The sequence below is a fragment of the Vibrio sp. PSi01 genome (genome assembly GCF_054960695.1).
This window is the reverse complement of the sequence record NZ_JBHNYN010000004.1, coordinates 140,428-158,929: the sequence shown is the minus strand read 5'-3', so window position 1 is coordinate 158,929 and position 18,502 is coordinate 140,428. Positions and strand designations below refer to the sequence as shown.

At 42.7% G+C, this 18,502-nt stretch carries 17 protein-coding genes; 13 read left to right on the top strand and 4 right to left on the bottom strand.

The window, feature by feature from the left end; genetic code table 11:
- The first annotated feature begins 178 nt into the window (after nt 1–178).
- The 3 genes from ACFI6G_RS07870 (at nt 179) to ACFI6G_RS07860 (ending at nt 3,959) form a co-directional block, all read left to right on the top strand.
- On the top strand, nt 179–1,363 hold the full coding sequence (locus ACFI6G_RS07870; RefSeq protein WP_462710218.1) for an amino acid aminotransferase: 1,185 nt from the start codon (nt 179–181) through the stop codon (nt 1,361–1,363).
- 11 nt (nt 1,364–1,374) lie between these two features.
- Nucleotides 1,375–2,061: a putative ATP-dependent zinc protease gene (locus ACFI6G_RS07865; protein ID WP_016785261.1), complete on the top strand. Its 687-nt coding sequence runs from the start codon at nt 1,375–1,377 to the stop codon at nt 2,059–2,061.
- A gap of 290 nt (nt 2,062–2,351) precedes the next feature.
- Nucleotides 2,352–3,959, top strand: coding sequence for an ABC-F family ATPase (locus tag ACFI6G_RS07860; protein WP_010429727.1), 1,608 nt, complete (start codon nt 2,352–2,354; stop codon nt 3,957–3,959).
- Between the two features lie 298 nt (nt 3,960–4,257).
- Here ACFI6G_RS07860 and ACFI6G_RS07855 read toward each other — a convergent pair whose 3' ends face one another.
- A complete protein-coding gene (locus tag ACFI6G_RS07855; RefSeq protein WP_010429725.1) occupies nt 4,258–4,782 on the bottom strand; it encodes a hypothetical protein in 525 nt (174 codons plus the stop codon).
- A 109-nt stretch (nt 4,783–4,891) separates the two neighbouring features.
- On the bottom strand, nt 4,892–5,272 hold the full coding sequence (locus tag ACFI6G_RS07850; protein ID WP_010429722.1) for a YgiW/YdeI family stress tolerance OB fold protein: 381 nt from the start codon (nt 5,270–5,272) through the stop codon (nt 4,892–4,894).
- 242 nt (nt 5,273–5,514) lie between these two features.
- Between ACFI6G_RS07850 and ACFI6G_RS07845 the strand changes: the two genes are divergently transcribed.
- The 4 genes from ACFI6G_RS07845 to modC are packed head-to-tail and all read left to right on the top strand — an operon-like array spanning nt 5,515 to nt 9,598.
- Nucleotides 5,515–6,987 carry a cobyric acid synthase gene (locus tag ACFI6G_RS07845; protein ID WP_462710217.1) on the top strand — a complete coding sequence of 491 codons (1,473 nt, stop codon included), beginning with the start codon at nt 5,515–5,517 and terminating at the stop codon, nt 6,985–6,987.
- 50 nt (nt 6,988–7,037) lie between these two features.
- Nucleotides 7,038–7,796, top strand: coding sequence for a molybdate ABC transporter substrate-binding protein (gene modA, locus ACFI6G_RS07840; protein ID WP_016767193.1), 759 nt, complete (start codon nt 7,038–7,040; stop codon nt 7,794–7,796).
- Nucleotides 7,797–8,495, top strand: coding sequence for a molybdate ABC transporter permease subunit (gene modB, locus ACFI6G_RS07835; protein ID WP_016767194.1), 699 nt, complete (start codon nt 7,797–7,799; stop codon nt 8,493–8,495).
- A complete protein-coding gene (gene modC, locus ACFI6G_RS07830) occupies nt 8,492–9,598 on the top strand; it encodes a molybdenum ABC transporter ATP-binding protein ModC (protein WP_016767195.1) in 1,107 nt (368 codons plus the stop codon). Before modB ends, modC begins: the two co-directional genes overlap by 4 nt.
- 357 nt (nt 9,599–9,955) lie before the next feature.
- Here the strand turns inward: modC and ACFI6G_RS07825 are convergent, their stop codons facing one another.
- Nucleotides 9,956–10,393, bottom strand: a complete 438-nt coding sequence (locus tag ACFI6G_RS07825; RefSeq protein WP_462710216.1) for a DUF3069 domain-containing protein — start codon at nt 10,391–10,393, stop codon at nt 9,956–9,958.
- 131 nt (nt 10,394–10,524) lie between these two features.
- Between ACFI6G_RS07825 and ACFI6G_RS07820 the strand changes: the two genes are divergently transcribed.
- Together ACFI6G_RS07820 and ACFI6G_RS07815 are read left to right on the top strand one after the other, a co-directional pair.
- Nucleotides 10,525–11,496 (top strand): GGDEF domain-containing protein, encoded by a 972-nt coding sequence (locus ACFI6G_RS07820; RefSeq protein ID WP_016795356.1) that lies wholly within the window; start codon nt 10,525–10,527, stop codon nt 11,494–11,496.
- A gap of 76 nt (nt 11,497–11,572) precedes the next feature.
- Nucleotides 11,573–12,583, top strand: coding sequence for a Solitary outer membrane autotransporter beta-barrel domain (locus ACFI6G_RS07815; RefSeq protein ID WP_016767197.1), 1,011 nt, complete (start codon nt 11,573–11,575; stop codon nt 12,581–12,583).
- A gap of 90 nt (nt 12,584–12,673) precedes the next feature.
- On the opposite strand, the gene ACFI6G_RS07810 is transcribed toward ACFI6G_RS07815, so the two are convergent.
- Nucleotides 12,674–13,915 (bottom strand): GGDEF domain-containing protein, encoded by a 1,242-nt coding sequence (locus ACFI6G_RS07810; RefSeq protein WP_171342274.1) that lies wholly within the window; start codon nt 13,913–13,915, stop codon nt 12,674–12,676.
- A gap of 448 nt (nt 13,916–14,363) precedes the next feature.
- On the opposite strand from ACFI6G_RS07810, the gene ACFI6G_RS07805 reads away from it, so the two are divergent.
- The 4 genes from ACFI6G_RS07805 to pntB all read left to right on the top strand — a co-directional run bounded on the left by ACFI6G_RS07805 (nt 14,364) and on the right by pntB (nt 18,292).
- Nucleotides 14,364–14,726, top strand: coding sequence for a late competence development ComFB family protein (locus tag ACFI6G_RS07805; protein ID WP_010429701.1), 363 nt, complete (start codon nt 14,364–14,366; stop codon nt 14,724–14,726).
- A 44-nt stretch (nt 14,727–14,770) separates the two neighbouring features.
- Entirely contained in the window at nt 14,771–15,052 is a 282-nt protein-coding gene (locus tag ACFI6G_RS07800) for an HlyU family transcriptional regulator (RefSeq protein WP_010429698.1), read from the top strand.
- Between the two features lie 299 nt (nt 15,053–15,351).
- Nucleotides 15,352–16,902 carry a Re/Si-specific NAD(P)(+) transhydrogenase subunit alpha gene (gene pntA, locus ACFI6G_RS07795; protein WP_010429694.1) on the top strand — a complete coding sequence of 517 codons (1,551 nt, stop codon included), beginning with the start codon at nt 15,352–15,354 and terminating at the stop codon, nt 16,900–16,902.
- A 10-nt stretch (nt 16,903–16,912) separates the two neighbouring features.
- Entirely contained in the window at nt 16,913–18,292 is a 1,380-nt protein-coding gene (pntB, locus tag ACFI6G_RS07790) for a Re/Si-specific NAD(P)(+) transhydrogenase subunit beta (protein ID WP_010429692.1), read from the top strand.
- The last annotated feature ends 210 nt before the right edge of the window (nt 18,293–18,502 follow it).

Sequence of the window (18,502 nt, the reverse complement as noted above, 5' to 3'; positions counted from 1 at the left end):
CTAAATTTGTAAATTGATTGAATATTGAACTATATGGAATAGGGAATATTAGATTGCACCAGTCTCAACTAGAGTTATCTCCTAAAAATCAAAACTTTGATGAATTTCTGTTTCTTAAATTGTAAATAAAATGATAACTTGGAGGCCATTACTTGAATTTCAAAGGGTTGTGACTTTCATGTTTTCACATCTACCAAAACCAACTTTAGATCCAATTTTATCTCTTTCTGTCGCTTACCGTGGCGACCCTCGTACTGACAAAGTCGATTTAGGTATTGGCGTTTACAAAAACGACCAAGGCGAAACACCTATCATGAAAGCCGTTTCTATGGCTCAAGATATTGTTGTCGAGACTCAGAAAACCAAAGCTTACGTTGGCCTAGCAGGCTGTGAAGAGTTCAACCAGAGCATGGTTGATCTTTTGCTTAAAGGGACTTCTGCAATGGGTCGTGTTGCTGCGATTCAAACACCAGGTGCAAGTGGTGCACTTCGTATGTTGGGAGACTTAATGAAAGTTTCTCAACCTGACACGACAGTTTGGATTTCAAACCCAAGCTACGTTAACCACAAACCGGTCATGGAAGCGGCTGGCTTGAAAGTTCGCTACTACAATTACTTCAGTCCTCAAACCAAGCAAGTTGATACTGCAAAAATGCTAGAAGACCTATCGAAAGCGGGCCCTTCAGACGTAGTATTGCTGCACGGTTGCTGCCATAACCCAACGGGTGCTGACATCGATTTTGAAGCGTGGCAGGAAATTACTAAGTTATCGCAGAAAAATGGTTTCTTACCGTTTGTTGATATCGCTTACCAGGGATTCGGTGATGGCCTAGAAGAAGATGCAAAAGGTCTTCAGCATATGGCTAACAATGTTGAAGAAATGCTTATCACGACATCTTGCTCGAAAAACTTCGGTTTGTACCGTGAAAGAGCAGGTGCTGCGATCGTTATTGGTAAGAACAGCGAACACGTTGGTAACGCAAAAGGTAAACTTCTAACTCTGGCCCGTTCAACTTACACTATGCCGCCAGATCATGGTGCGGCTCTAGTGAAAACAATTCTTCAGAATCAAGAGCTAACAACGATTTGGAAGCAAGAGTTAAGTGAAATGCAACAGCGTTTGTTAAATCTGCGCCAAAGTTTATGCGATGAATTGCGAAATACTTATAACACGTCACAATTTGATTTCATTGAAAGCCATAAAGGTATGTTTACTGTACTAGGCTTTAAAGAAACTCAAATGAATCAATTACGTGAAGAATATGGAATCTACGGTGTTGGTGATGGACGCATCAATATTGCAGGTCTTTCTGAATCTCATATTCCTTATGTAGCGAAAGCGATAGCCAACGTTTCAAAATAGAAGGTGACTGAATGTATAATTGGAAAGCGATTGTAACTCTAATGCTAAGTGGTGGCCTTTTTGCTTGCTCCACGACGACTCAAGTTCCTGTCGAACCAGAGCAAAAGCCTCAAATAGAACAACCTGTTGTGGATGACTCTTCAAAGACTGACGCAACTGAAGGTGAGAAGGTCACGGAACCTACAGAGAAGCCTGAAGAAGTAAAACCAACCGAACCAGAGAAAAAGCCAGTACCGGTTGAGAAACCAGTAGAAAAAGCAACGAAGACAAGCGATGGCAAACTTATTCTTGGAGAAGAAGAATGGGTGTTTGTTCCGGGCTTGAAAGAAGCGTTTAAAGCACGTGTAGATACGGGTGCAACAACATCATCAATCAGTGCGGTTGATATTGTTGATTTTGAACGTGACGGAAAAGACTGGGTTAAGTTCAAGATTGAACATGACGGCATCACAACCAAAGAGATCAGTTTACCTGTAGAACGCTGGGTTAAGATCAAGCAATCAAGCGCTGAAGGTACACAACGACGTGCCGTTGTTGTGGCTGCGATTCAAATCGGTGATCTAAAAGACAAAACCGAGTTTACATTAGCAGACCGAACGCATCTTGCTTTCCCACTTCTGTTGGGTAGAAGCTTCTTTAGAGACGTTGCGGTTGTCGATGTAGGACAAAAATACGTTCAGAAAAAAATAACTAAATAGCGTTAAGCGGTTTTAGTTAAAACGAGATCTAACACTTTTACTTTTGATAAATCGAATCCCTGCTAATGGAATTAGTGGGGATTTTTTCTTTTTATGGCCGAATAACCGACGAAATGCATTTAATTGTGCATTGTTCGCTATCCGTTCACTGTTTAACCTCGACAATGTGATCCTGATCTCTATATAATCCGCGCTTCGTTTTATGTTTAATCCATACTTTCGTACTTCTCATTTAGGCGCGTTAGTCCGTCTAATAATTATCTGTCAGTACACGCTTAGGAATTAGTTCTTTGATATCTACCGCGAACATCACAATGCAATTTGGCGCAGAGCCGCTGTTTGAAAACATCTCTGCTAAATTTGGTAACGGCAACCGCTATGGTTTGATCGGCGCTAATGGTTGCGGCAAATCAACGTTCATGAAAATCCTAAGTGGTGCGTTAACGCCAAGCTCGGGCAATGTTTCTATCACTCCAGGGGAAAAACTGGGTGTTCTAAGCCAAGATCAGTTCGCATTCGAACAATACAGCGTTATCGACGTTGTGATCATGGGTGACAGAAAATTGTGGGAAGTAAAACAAGAACGTGATCGCATTTACTCTTTGCCTGAAATGAGCGAAGACGATGGTATGAAAGTCGCGGAACTTGAAAGTGAGTTCGCGGAAATGGATGGCTACACAGCCGAAAGCCGTGCCGGTGACATTCTAATCCAAGCGGGTATCGAAGAAGAGTTCCATTTCGGCTTAATGCAGCAAGTTGCACCGGGTTGGAAACTACGTGTTCTATTAGCACAAGCATTGTTTGCAAACCCAGACATCCTGCTTCTTGATGAACCAACCAATAACTTGGACATCCACACGATCAACTGGCTTGCTGAAGAGCTAAACCAGCGTAAGTGTACAATGATCATCATTTCGCACGATAGACACTTCCTGAACTCTGTTTGTACGCATATGGCGGATATCGATTACGGTGAGCTACGTGTTTATCCTGGTAATTACGAGTACTTCCTAGAGGCGTCGGGTTTGATTCGTGACCAACTTCTAGCAAGTAACGCGAAGAAAGCAGCTGAGATTAGCGAACTTCAAGATTTCGTTAACCGTTTTGGCGCGAACGCATCTAAAGCGAAACAAGCCAGTTCTCGTGCTAAGAAAATGGACAAAATCACGCTTGATGAAGTGAAATCGTCAAGTCGTATGAGCCCATCAATTGATTTTGGTGAAGGTAAGAAGTTACACCGTCAAGCGCTTGAGATTCAAGACCTTGGCCATGGTTTCGATGGTGAAACTCTGTTTACTGGTGGTAACTTATTACTTGAAGCGGGTACTCGTCTTGCGGTTATCGGTGAGAATGGCGTTGGTAAAACCACATTGCTGAAATGTTTAGTTCAAGAGCTTGAGCAAAACCAAGGTATCGTTAAATGGTCTGAAAATGCGTCTGTAGGTTATTGCCCACAAGACAGCACAGCTGACTTTGATAACGATTTGAGCATTTTCGATTGGATCTCACAGTGGCGTACTGTGAAACATGATGACCTAATGGTACGTGGTATTCTTGGTCGCTTGCTGTTTACCGCTGATGATGCGAACAAAAAGGCTCGTAACTGTTCCGGTGGTGAGAAGAACCGTTTGTTATTCGGCAAGCTAATGATGCAAGACATTAACGTACTTGTGATGGACGAACCAACCAACCACATGGACATGGAAGCGATCCAAGCGCTGAACGATGCACTAAAGGTTTACACTGGCACGCTGATTTTCGTCAGTCATGACCGTGAGTTTGTTTCGTCGTTGGCGACACACATTATTGACGTGAAAGACCAGCAACTGATTAGCTTCCAAGGTACTTACGAAGAGTACTTAGATCATCAGAAAAAGATGCTGATGGTTGCTCTGTAGAAGCAAATTGCTCGCTAAGTGTTAACACAGCTAATAGCGAGCGATAATTGAAAGTAATAAAAAGCCCCGATCATGATTATGCTCGGGGCTTTTTTAATTCGAGTTGTTACGTATTACTTCTCAAAGCACCAAGTTGCTTATCAACGACAGCTACTTATCAACGAGACCTACTTATGGATGGATTATCTCTGAGGTGTAGATTTAAGTAAATGAAGCGAGACCAGGTCAGTTAACTCGATAAAGTGATTCAACTGGATAAGGATAATCAACTAGATCAAGGTAATAAATCGAATCTAGCCTAGAAGCCGAATCGAGCTGACATCAAAATTTGGTGTCCGTAAGTACCGTTATTACGCATATCTAGGCCTACAGAAAGCTGATCTGTTGAGTGAAAACGTGCGCCAACACCAACAATCGAACGTGTGTCATCGTTATCGATCAACTGACCAAGGCGTGCATTGACTTCAACATTCGCCAAAATCCATGCTCTTAAACCGATGTTTACTTCAGTTTTGATGTGGTTGTCGTCATTACGTTCGATGTTATGCAGTAACATTTGACCTGTAACGTCAGCAAATTGACTTATTGGGCCGTGGAATCCCATACCTACCGCTGCGTCCCAATCACTTTCAAATTCTGAATCGATACGAGCAACAAAATGAGAGTTCTGGGTAAACATGGTTGTGACTTCACCACCAAACGTACTCGGGCTCGTACCCATGCGTAGCTCGAATGTGTTGTAGTTAAAGTTGTTTGCAGACGCAGAGAATGAACACAGTGCAGCTAGCCCTAGAAGGACTGTCTTGTTTGCGCGACCTAGCATGGTGACTCCATATAAATTGTATTTTCGGCATTATATACAAAAAAGCTTGCAATATGCAGGCCAATTTATTGAAGCTTATTAATTACAGTAAGTTATTTATGATTGCTGCTTAAAGAACTTGAATGTGATCAACTTCGATTTCAGGTGTTTTGCCACCTTCGTACTCGCCAAAGATACGAATTTTTGTGTCTGCAGTCAAAGGTGCAGCTAGGCGGATGTCATCGTCCAACTCAATTTGAATCTCGCTCTGTCCGTCAGAGAAGATAAACGTATCGCTTTTTAACTGACGAACAATCTTGCCGTCAACAACCGTGTCTTGTTCTGCAAACATACTTGTGTCTGAAAGTAGAGTTGCAACAGAAACTGTCTCTATTGGACCTGTGTAAGCAATAGCGTTCTCGTGTTTGCTATTGCTGTGGTGGTCACCAGCCATTGCGAAAGTAGGTGCAAGAATAATAGTAGATGCGATAGCCAATACAGTTTTTTTCATGATGAATCCTTAAGTGTTGTTTTGTTGAAACGTTTCATTTAGTTGATACGCTTCTTTTCGCTTGGAAGCTTTGTTTCGATGAGGCTATTAAACAACACTCGGTTTGAATGCAGAGTGAGTAACACATTCATTTTCCATTCATTTTATTGAGCATCTACTCGGCAATGGCGTTAAGATGGTGGCAGAGAAATATTGCCAACAGATAGCAATTACAAATCAAGAAATTAAGGATTTAGGTACAAATGCGATCACCTTTAAGCGCCCTTATGGTTCAAGGCACAACGTCAGATGCCGGGAAAAGTGTTTTGGCGGCAGGTTTATGCCGTGTCTTGGCAAGGAAAGGAATCAAAGTGGCACCTTTCAAACCACAGAATATGGCCTTAAACAGTGCTGTGACGAAAGATGGCGGTGAAATAGGTCGCGCTCAAGCCGTTCAGGCGCAAGCTTGTAATATTGAGCCGACGGTTCACATGAATCCTGTATTGCTAAAACCCAATTCTGATACAGGCGCGCAAGTGATTCTTCAAGGTCGAGCACTGAGCAACATGGAAGCGACCGGCTACCACGATTATAAAAAAGTTGCGATGAATACGGTAATTGATTCATTCGATCGACTTTCTGCCGAATATGAAAGTGTGATGATTGAAGGTGCAGGTAGCCCGGCTGAAATCAATCTACGTGAAAATGACATCGCCAACATGGGATTTGCTGAGAAAGCGGATATCCCAGTCATTATCGTGGCTGATATCGACCGTGGCGGCGTGTTTGCGCACCTATATGGAACATTGGCTCTATTATCTGAATCTGAACAAGCTCGAGTAAAAGGCTTTGTGATTAACCGCTTTAGAGGCGATATTGCGCTGCTTCAATCGGGTCTAGATTGGTTAGAAGAGAAAACCGGTAAACCAGTAATTGGTGTACTGCCATACCTGCATGGTTTTAACCTTGAAGCGGAAGATGCCATCACATCTGCGCAAGAGTCTGACGGAGAAGCTAAACTTAAAGTCGTGGTTCCGGTGTTAACTAGAATCAGCAATCACACAGACTTTGATGCACTAAGACTCAACCCTTCAATTGATTTACGTTACGTAGGCAAAGACGAGCGCGTAAATAACGCGGATTTGGTTATCTTGCCAGGTACAAAATCAGTAAGATCGGATTTAGATTACCTAAAAGAACAAGGTTGGGATAAAGACATTCAGCGTCATCTTCGCTTAGGCGGCAAGGTGATGGGGATCTGTGGTGGCTATCAGATGTTAGGCAATATCATCCACGATCCAGATGGTGTGGAAGGTGAGCCGGGCAGTAGTAAAGGATTGGGGTATTTAGATACAGAAACGATCTTAACGCAGCAGAAGACCTTAACCAACGTACGCGGCAACATGACACTTGATGGAAAAACAGCACCAGTAAAAGGTTATGAAATTCACGTAGGTAGGACCGATGTCAATGAAACGTCATTCCCAGTTCAGTTAGAATCAGGCAACCTTGATGGCGCTGTGAATCAAGATAACTCGATATTTGGCACATACTTGCATGGCGTATTCGATAACAGTGATACGTTGTCGCTTATTTGCGGATGGGCGGGAGCCAACGGCGTAAAAGCGATTGACCATGAACAACTTAAAGAGTTGGGTATTAATCGAATCGCTGATGCTATCGAAGAGCATTTAAATCTTGACCTGCTTTGGCCTGAATTAAAGGTTTTGGCCTGAGCCTAGCGTTCTAGGTCATAAATAAAACGAATAATAGATAAGTGATTAAAATGAAAAAACTCGTCACCCTTGTCACCTTAGTATTTGCGACATCGTTGAGTTCGACTCATCTTTTTGCTGCTGAAAAACTACGAGTTTATGCCGCATCATCGATGACGAATGCAGTAAATTTGTTGGTTGAAGAGTTTGAAAAGAATCATTCTGTCGATGTGATTCCTGTTTATGCGAGCACCTCTTCTTTGGTGCGCCAAATTGAAAGAGGCGCGCCAGCAGACATTTTTATCTCGGCCAATGACAAATGGATGACGTATTTAGTAGACCGCCAATTGGTTTATAGTGACAATGTCACAAATTTGTGTGAAAACGAGCTTGTGCTGATTTCTCCGAAAGAGGTGCCAGTATCTTTGAATCTCTCAAAGGGTGAACAATGGGCTAAACTGCTTACCAATGAAAGACTTGCTGTAGGGAACACAATGTCGGTTCCTGCGGGTATCTACGCGAAAGAAGCGTTAGAAGCTTTAGGTGTTTGGGATGATGTTAAAGCTCGATTAGCGCCAAGCAACAATGTGCGTATGGCGTTGGCATTGGTAGAGCGTAGTGAAGCTAAACTTGGCATTGTCTACAAAACAGATGCGCTGCTTTCTAAAGAAGTGAACCTAGTGTCGACATTCCCATCAGACTTACATACCCCGATACGTTACCCTGTAGCGAAATTGAGCGATAAAGTGGTTGCCGAAGAGTTCTATATTTTTCTAAGGAGCAAGAACGCGAAGAACACCTTGAACAGTTTTGGATTTGAAGTGCGCTAAATGATGTATTTATCGGAATACGAATATCAAGCGTTAATGTTGAGCTTGAAAGTTGCTGGGTTTGCGATCTTATGGCTTATTCCTATCGGCATTGGCTTAGCGTGGCTGCTTGCTAAAAAGCAGTTTATTGGCAAAAGTATTATAGAAAGCATCGTGCATCTGCCTTTGGTGCTTCCTCCTGTGGTTATCGGCTATTTGTTGTTGGTGATGATGGGCAGACAAGGGGTAATAGGTGCATGGCTCAATGACGTGTTTGGTATTGTATTCAGCTTTAGCTGGAAGGGTGCATCACTTGCTTGTGTTGTCGTCGCGTTGCCGCTAATGGTTCGCTCTATCAGGCTCAGCTTAGAAACAGTAGACTGTAAACTCGAAGAAGCTGCAGCTACATTGGGCGCTTCTCCGATCCGTGTATTCTTCACCATAACGTTACCTTTGATGATCCCTGGGATCATCACCGGCACAATGCTTTCTTTTGCAAGAAGCTTAGGTGAATTTGGCGCGACGATAAGCTTTGTTTCCAATATCCCCGGTGAAACACAAACTATTCCATTGGCCATGTATACCTTTATCGAAACCCCTGGTGCAGAAATGGAAGCGGCGCGTTTGTGCGTCATCTCTATTGTGATTGCGCTTAGTTCGTTGATGTTATCTGAATGGCTAAATAGAAAATCATCACAGCGATTGGGAGGAAACGCATGAGTGCATTAGTCCTCCAGTATCAACAACAACTTGGTGAAACCTTTTTCGATATCGACTTGGAGCTGCCAAGTAGCGGTATTACTGCAATTTTTGGTCGTTCTGGCGCGGGAAAAACTTCACTCATTAATGCGATTAGTGGTCTAAAACAGCCAGATAAGGGTTTGATCAGTGTATCTGGAACCACTCTGTTTGATAGCAAGAATGGCGTTAATTTACCGACTCACCAACGCAATGTCGGTTATGTGTTCCAAGAGTCTCGATTGTTCCCGCACATGAAGGTGACGGCGAACCTTAAGTACGGTATGAAAAGAGCCGATCAAGCGCATTTTGACCAAATTGTTTCGTTGTTATCTTTGGGTTTGTTACTTGATCGTTATCCAGCTCGCTTATCTGGCGGAGAGAAGCAGCGTGTGGCAATTGGCCGTGCACTGTTATCTAAGCCAAGCATTCTGTTGATGGATGAACCACTTGCGTCTTTGGATCTGCCGCGTAAACGTGAAGTGATGCCGTTTCTGGAAAATTTATCTGAAACTGTTCAGATCCCGATCATCTATGTTACTCACAGTCTTAATGAGATTTTACGCTTAGCCAATCACTTAGTGATTATTGAGCAAGGCAAAGTTATTTCATCGGGAGTAACCGAAGAGGTATGGGCATCAAGAGCAATGCAGCCGTGGCAATCTTTCTCAGAACAAAGTTCGCTTTTTGAAGCGACTTTAGCTGAGCACAATGATGATTATGCGCTGTCTCGCTTAATGCTAGGAAAATCGACATCGTTATGGGTTCAAAAAGTGTCAAGTGAGATTGGTGCTTCGGTAAGGCTGCAAGTTAGGGCAAATGACGTCTCTATCACACTAGAACAGCCACAAAGGACTTCGATACGTAATATTCTTCCTGTGACCATTCGAAGCGTAGAGACGCATCAGCAGGGCTCTAACAAACAGTCTGTCGCTGTCGAATTGGAACTAGAACCTGGATGTTATCTGTGGGCCACGATCACACTGTGGGCGCTGGATGAGTTAAACCTAGAAATTGGTCAACAAGTTTACGCACAAATCAAAGGTGTGAGTGTCACGCAGCGAGATATTGCGGTTACGCATTAAAGCGGTTTTGATGTTTTAGTTCAGGCTTCTTGGATTTAAGATTCGGCTTATTTTTAGATTGGAATTGTAGCTTAGGTAGTGTGCATCGTTGATACCTTACGTGTTCGTACACTAAAATTCGATCTTGATTCCATGAATGGAAACACGCGTTACGTTTGTACGGTGTTAATGTATTTTTTACGCCAGACTTTATGAGTTTATGAGCATAACAGCGAACGACATGACACGATGGCAGCGCTGATACCATTAGCAAACATAAGATTAATGAAGACAAAAAAGCCGCGTGTTTGAAGCAACATGCGGCTTAGTCAATAAGTAATACTGTTAGCGCTCAGCCTAATCTAGGCTAGCCCCGACTTACTTAGTAAAAACTTCTTTAAAATCACGCTTCAAGATAGCATCACGACGAGCTTTCTTGATTTGTTTAACCATGTCTTTTACACAATTGTGTAGAACTTGGTCTAGCAGTTGAGCTCGGTACTCTTCTTTTTCTTCGTCAGACATATCTTCTGGAAGTTTAAGAGTAGGGAACTCTTCCATCACGTTAACACCAGCGAAAGCTTGGCTAACACTGATTAGAGCCTGGAACTGCTCGAAGTTGTCCAAAACATTTTGTGCGCTTGCTGGAAGACTATTCCATGCTTCACGTACTGCTTCTTCAGACACTTCATGAATAGAAGTAACCATAAAGTGCATCTCTTTTGGCACTTCATCAAATTCGATAACTTGACGAAGCTCTGGCGAGATGGTCGTTAAATCGATTTCTTGTGGTTCGTTGTTTGTAGCGTCTGACATAGTATTTCTCTTTAAAAAGAAACAATGCTAAAAAGATCTGTAAAAAAGTCAATATAATATAGAGATTAGGGCATGATTTAAGCCCAAATTTGAGCTACTTTGAATATTCAACACTAGATAAAGGTGATGTGATGATAGAAAAGGGATCTTCGATGCGCATATTGCTGGTTGATGATGTTCAACTAGACAGAATGCAACTTGCGATTCGGCTTAAGCAACTGGGTCATATTGTTGAAGCTGTAGGCAGCGGCAGAGAAGCCCTGGATGTTTATTCTGACTTTGATCCTGAACTCGTATTACTCGATATTAGCATGCCAGACATGGATGGTTTTGAAGTCGCTAACGAGGTTCGTAGTCGGTTCCCTGAATGGGTTCCTATTATATTTTTGAGTGGTCACGAAGAGCCAGCAATGATCGCTAAGGCTATCGATGCTGGCGGTGACGATTACCTGATTAAGCCAGTTAACAAAGTTGTTCTAAATTCCAAGTTGATTGCGATGCAGCGTATCGCTCATATGCGACGAGAATTAAAGCAGAGTACCGCCAAACTCGAAGAGCTCAACATTCTCCTTCAACAACAGGCCAACGAAGACGGCCTTACCAAATTGTATAATCGTCGATATATGGATACTAAGCTTGAAGAAAGTATTGCATGGCATGGAAGACGTAATATACCTATGACAGTCATACTACTGGATGTAGACTTCTTTAAGCCCTACAACGATAATTACGGCCATATTCAAGGAGATAGTTGCTTACAGGGGCTTGCAAGCACCCTTAAACAGCTCTTTGTCCGTGCGGGTGAGTATGTTGGTCGTTATGGCGGTGAAGAATTTGTTTTAATTCTGAGTGATACGGACAGTGAAGCGGCTAGTCTACAGGCCATGAGAATCAAAGAAGCGCTTCATGAGATGAATTACGCACACGATCATTCAACGGTGTCTGATAGGGTGACAGTGTCACAAGGTGTGTTGTCGTTTATACCGGGAGGCGATGAGTCAATTGCGTCTATCTACGATAAGGTTGACCAAGCGCTTTATCAAGCTAAACAAAGCGGTAGAAATACCTTTATACAGCGCAACATTTTGGAGCTTGCTCGTTAATAGACAAGCTCCTTTCTATGTTTGAATTTAGACTTCTGATAGCAGCCTGCTAGGAAGTTATTTAGTGATAAGAGAAATGCCACACTCAAAGTTATGCCCTTTGGTAAAAACAAACAAGGCGATTGTCCTACCGCTGTTTTGCTCTGTTTTCCCTGCAATAGTGAGTGCCACTACGTTGTCTGATCTAGTTAGAAAGGATATCGAACGCACGTTCGCGACGAGCGTATTGCTTAACGATACGGATGTGTTTACTTTTGGTATTAATAACTTTGATCCCAATAAAGTTTTTCGTTTAGATAACGAAGACATTGGTTCCAATGATTCTGTGAGCCGAAGAAAAGATATTGCTTCGATCAGCTTTCCGTATACGTTTGAACTTCCAGAGTACATTGAAGATAATCATCAAGAAATAACATTACGTCTATCAGCGTTGCGTATCGAGAAAGATGTTGTGTACGCATCGACAACGAAAAGTGATTTTCAAAAAGAATCAGTAGTTTCTGGTTATCTTGAATTTGCCAATGTTACCCAGTTGGATGAACACTGGAGCTTTAGCTCGGCGATTGGTAACCACATCTCTTATTATCGCAATGACTTTGAATATCGCTCATCATTACTTGAGCCTTATAAAGATCAACTGGATGGCGTGTATCTGAATACTGACGCATGGGCATACATCGTAGAACCTAAGGTAAAACTGACCTTTGAAGACAAGAATGACTGGGGAAAATACAAACTAAGCACCAGTTGGCATTACTTTAATGGTATTGGTTGGGGTGAGGCGAATGAAGGCAACATTGGGCACCCTGAAGGCTGGTACATCGCAAACGAAGCCAAGATTTTTTACGACTTAATACGCTGGGATAGAAACATTACTTCGATGTATTCAAGTATCAGAAGAATTGATATCGGGGGCGATACGGTTGCATCTATGGGAACATCATCCTATTACGAAGGCAGTGTAGGCTGGTTGCTCAATCCTAATCTGTTTAATGATTGGGTGGACAATGTCGGGATTGGATTGACGATTAATTATGGAAGCAGTTTGAAAGGAGGGAGCTTAGTTATCTTCTTTAACCAAGATTGATCTTCCTCTCTGGTATTCATTAATTTTATTCTGATTAATGAATCGAGCTATTAAGCGTTTTAGCCATTCCCGATTAAATTACTTAGTTACTTAGTTACTAACAATCAACTTGTTGCGACCCGTTTCTTTGGCTTTATACAGTGCGTTGTCGGCCAATTTTAAAACCTCTTCAGGGTGTTTGGTCGTCGTACTATCAGATACTCCAATACTTACCGTAACATTCACCACTTCTGTCGGGTTACTACTTTGGCCGCGCTTTTTCATACCCACTTCATGATCATCAGGGCGTTCGTGAGTATTACGAATAATCATGTCGTAATTTTGGATATCGGAGATGAGTGCCTGTAGGTCAGCTTTAACTTGGTCAGCGTATTTACCTTTAAAGATGATCGTGAACTCTTCACCGCCATAGCGATAAGCACGTGCGCCGCCACCAGTCTCAGTGATGAGTCGTGCGACTAACTTGAGAACATCGTCACCAATGTCATGTCCGTAGGTATCATTAAACGTCTTGAAGTGATCAATATCGACCATCGCCATCGAGTATTTACGCCCTAAGTGCTTCATATCGACTTCTAAGGCATGTCGGCCAGGAATATTAGTGAGTTGGTCATTAAAAGCCATATCGTGGCTTGCTGACATCACATAGATGATTATCAATGTTCCAGACAAAGAAAACATCGTACTCGAAATATACTGTACATCAAAAAATGTGAAGGTAGATGAAGCAAGCAAGATAGCGCTATAAACCACAACGTCGATAGAGCGGTTATAAACCAAAACCAAAATGGCCGTTAAGCCTAATAAACAAAGGCTGTACAACACGAGCACAAATGGCAGCTTAGAAAAATCTCTTACCGTAAACAGTATGCCTTCGCTCCACGACTCAAAACCGCCCGCATGGAAGTGAGAAACAATAAGCTGTGCCCAGACCATAAACAACACCACAACCAACGCATATAAGAACATCGATTTAGAGTTAACGCCATTGTCGGGGAAGGCATAGACTAATAAGCAGGTAACTGGCAGTAGTGTGGCAAGGAGAGACAACTCTAATAATGTAGTGCCTGTGTTTAGCGGTGTTTGCAAACGAACTTGGATAATGAGATATGCGACAAGCATAGTCGAAGAGACCATTGCCATGCGGCCTTGTCTGAATGTATGACACAACAGAACGGCAACGCTCAATAGAATATATGGGAGGTTGCTAGCAAACCCTAAGTTTGACTCCGTCACGAGAATGACGTTGTTCATACCTACGAGTAACATTACTAATAAAAGTAAGGGAAAGCAAAATCGAAACAAGCTCGACGTTACAAAAGAAGATGCCATTTATGTGGAGAGCCTAAAGTGTACTGATGATCTTATAATTTAATTTTATACTTAGGATACGGTTAAACAAGCGATTGCCAAGTTTTTTGCGTAAATTAGAGCAAAAACATGGCCATAGGGCGAGATTGGTGCAACCATATTTATATGTATTTGAGTTGCTATTAACCGTAGAACGAACTACACAGTATATATGAGAAATTAATTCGCTGTTATAGATACTTAACAAAACGTAGGCTGATAGTATCAATTAATGGTTAATCACGAATAAGCGAACCGTAATAACAGGCAAATAGTCACAGTGAACTGATAGCCCTGATAAACAGACAGTTAGGGTAATCAGGCCATTCTGATAAATGGGCAGTTATGAAAAACGGAAGTGACAACAAGCGGTTAGTTATAATAAGTTGTTAAGAGCAATATCATAAAACACTACAAACGGAGATGTAGTATGCAAATCAGTGTGGATGTACACAATTACATGGAAACGCTTGTTGGTCATGTTTTGACTACCGAGGAATATGTGTCTAGTTACACCAACGAACAACTGGCGGATCTCGCGTGTTTGGCGTTAGGCCAACTTAAACCGATTTACATTCGCTTTGATATCGATTTTCTTGCAGCCCTACCAGAAGACAAGTTAGTGCTCTATAAACGAAATAGTGAGATCGCGGTCAAAAATGCAGAAAGCATGATCATTGACGACCGAAGACGCGAACGTGACGACAATGTGCCCGTTATATTTAGTCAACACAATTTTGATGATGACGTAGAATTGCAATGGTATGAAAAGCCATTGTTGAACAGCAAATAGTCATGATAGTTTAGAGTCAGTACGGTCATTTAAGGAGTAAAAACGTGGGATTCTTTTCTAGATTATTTGGTGGCAAAGAAAAAACCGAACAAAAAGTAGACATTGAGCCAGTAGAATACAAAGGGTTTAATATTTACCAAGATGCCATTGCAGAATCTGGTCAATACCGTGTCGCTGGGCGAATCGAGAAAGAAGTCGACGGTGAAATCAAAACTCATCGTTTTATTCGTTCTGATGTTGTTTCAAACAAAGAAGACGCCAACGAATTGATGCTCAAGAAATCGCAGATGTTCATTGATCAAATGGGCGACAATATATTTAGCTAACCAATTGGGGTTAGAATTGATGTTGGTCATCATTTAGAGAGCTTTCAGTGTATATGCTGAAAGCTCTTTTTAGTTTTAGGGATAAAGAACAGCTAGTAGGTTGTTATTTAAAGGATTACCAGAAAGTGGTTTGACCTCTTTGTTTGAGATGGCCAATATTGATTGAAATGAAGCGCCGAAAACTCAACTAAATCGTTATAAGTAATAACTTTTCCTGTTCTTTGAACAAAACGCTTGAAGTATTAGTTCTCGTTAGATACAAACGAATAAGTCATTGTGCCAATAGTCAAGGAATCGCTATGCAAATTGGTGTACCAAGAGAAACACTCGCGGGAGAAACGCGAGTCGCTGCTTCGCCGAAATCGGTAGAACAGCTTCTAAAATTAGGGTTTGAAGTTTGTGTTGAATCACAAGCCGGCGCGTTAGCAAGTTTTGAAGATACAGCTTATGAACAAGCTGGAGCAAAAGTTGTTACCGCCGATGAAGCGTGGAAGTCCGATATTATCTTTAAAGTTAACGCTCCAATCGTTGACGAGTCTAAAAATGAAATCGAATTGCTTAAAGATGGCGCCACATTGGTCAGCTTTATTTGGCCCGCTCAAAACCCAGAATTAATGGAACAACTGTCCACTCGTAACATCAACGTGATGGCGATGGATTCTGTGCCACGTATTTCGAGAGCTCAGGCGCTAGATGCCTTGAGTTCTATGGCAAACATCGCGGGTTATCGTGCTGTTGTTGAAGCGGCGCACGAATTCGGTCGATTCTTCACAGGTCAAATCACGGCAGCAGGTAAAGTTCCACCAGCGAAAGTGTTGGTTGCCGGTGCGGGTGTTGCGGGCCTAGCGGCGATTGGTGCCGCAGGTAGTTTAGGTGCGATTGTTCGTTCGTTCGACGTTCGTCCTGAAGTAAAAGAACAAGTAGAGTCTATGGGCGCTGAATTCTTGGAAGTCGACTTCCAGGAAGACACAGGTGCTGGTGACGGCTACGCAAAAGAGATGTCTGAGGCATTCAATAAGAAAGCTGAAGAACTTTACGCGGCTCAAGCGAAAGACGTCGACATCATTATTACAACCGCTCTTATCCCTGGGCGTCCAGCACCTAAGCTGATTACCAAAGAGATGGTAGACAGCATGAGTGCAGGTAGCGTGATTGTGGATCTTGCTGCTGCAAATGGCGGGAACTGTGAATACACGGTTGCAGATCAAGTGATCACAACGGCGAATGGCGTGAAGGTGGTTGGTTATACAGACATGGTTGGTCGATTGCCGACTCAGTCATCTCAACTGTACGCAACTAACCTAGTTAACCTACTGAAACTACTTTGCAAAGAAAAAGATGGCAACATTAACATTGACTTTGATGATGTTGTACTGCGTGGCGTTACAGTTGTTAAAGAAGGCGAAGTCACATGGCCAGCGCCACCAATTCAAGTTTCAGCTCAACCACAACAACAGGCTAAGCCAAAAGCTGTGAAACCTGAGCCAAAAGTTGAAGAGCCTGTCTCTCCAATCAAAAAAGTGGCCGGTATGGCGGTTGCCGTTGGTGCTTTTGCTTGGATAGCGTCGGTTGCGCCTGCTGCGTTCTTATCTCACTTTACCGTTTTTGTTCTCGCTTGTGTGGTGGGTTATTACGTAGTTTGGAATGTAAGCCATTCTCTGCATACACCTTTGATGTCCGTTACTAACGCGATCTCAGGGATCATTGTAGTAGGTGCACTGTTACAGATAGGACAAGGAAGTGGTGTAGTCACGTTCTTGTCATTTATTGCCGTATTAATTGCAAGTATCAATATCTTTGGTGGCTTTACTGTGACCAAACGTATGCTTGAAATGTTCCGTAAAGACTAAGGAGTAACAGATGTCTGAAGGATTAGTACAAGCAGCTTATATTGTTGCTGCTGTATTCTTTATCATGAGCTTGGCTGGATTATCGAAGCAGGAATCTGCACGTGCAGGTAACTATTACGGTATCACGGGTATGGCAATCGCGTTGATCGCGACGATCTTTGGCCCTCACTCGTCAGGTATTGTGTGGATTATCATTGCAATGGTGATCGGTGGCGGTATTGGTATCCACTACGCAAAGAAAGTAGAAATGACCGAAATGCCTGAGCTGGTGGCTATCTTGCATAGCTTCGTAGGTATGGCGGCGGTACTTGTTGGTTACAACAGTTACATTGATGCTCCTGAAGCGGCAACACATGCAGAACACGTCATCCATCTAGTGGAAGTGTTCCTTGGTGTGTTCATCGGTGCGGTTACCTTCACGGGTTCTATTGTTGCGTTTGGTAAGCTTCGTGGCGTTATCTCTTCGTCAGCATTAAACATTCCTCATAAGCATAAGTGGAACCTAGCAGCTATTGTTGCCTCTACATTGTTAATGATCACGTTTGTTAAAGCCGATGGCAGCATGTTTGCGCTAATGGTAATGACTCTGATCGCATTCGCCTTCGGTTACCACTTAGTGGCATCGATTGGTGGTGCAGATATGCCAGTGGTTGTTTCTATGTTGAACTCTTACTCTGGTTGGGCGGCGGCGGCGGCAGGTTTCATGCTGGCAAACGACCTGTTAATCGTAACGGGTGCATTGGTTGGCTCGTCAGGTGCCATTCTGTCGTACATCATGTGTAAAGCAATGAACCGATCGTTTATTAGCGTTATCGCTGGTGGATTCGGTCAAGAAGTGGTTGTGTCTGATGGTGATGAAGAGCAGGGTGAACATCGTGAAACATCGGCTGAAGATGTTGCGGACATGCTGAAAAACTCTAAGTCAGTTATCATCACTCCAGGATACGGCATGGCAGTAGCTCAAGCTCAATACCCGGTGCATGAGATTACTGAAAAACTAAGAGCACAAGGTATCAATGTTCGCTTTGGTATCCACCCAGTTGCGGGTAGGTTACCGGGTCACATGAACGTACTGCTTGCTGAAGCAAAAGTACCTTATGATGTCGTTCTTGAAATGGACGAAATCAACGATGACTTCAATGAGACAGATACTGTATTGGTTATTGGTGCAAATGACACTGTTAACCCAGCAGCATTAGAAGATCCAAACAGCCCAATCGCTGGCATGCCTGTATTGGAAGTTTGGAACGCTCAAAATGTTATCGTGTTCAAACGCTCGATGAATACCGGTTACGCTGGCGTTCAAAACCCATTGTTCTTCAAAGAGAACACGCAGATGCTGTTTGGTGATGCTAAACAGAGTTGCTTGGGTATTTTAGAGCACCTATAAAAGTTAGAACATGTTGTAATACTAAGGAGCTCAATTGAGCTCCTTTTTTTGCTCGTAACGATGTTGCACGTATTTGGAGCTCTTACTTAACTGATGAAAGTTCCAGTTGCTCTCTTGTAAGTAGGTAGGCAGGTATGTTTCTAAATATCTCGGCGTATTTGTCTACAATCCCGCAAGGCAATCGTTGTCCCTTGAATCAACATTGTTTTT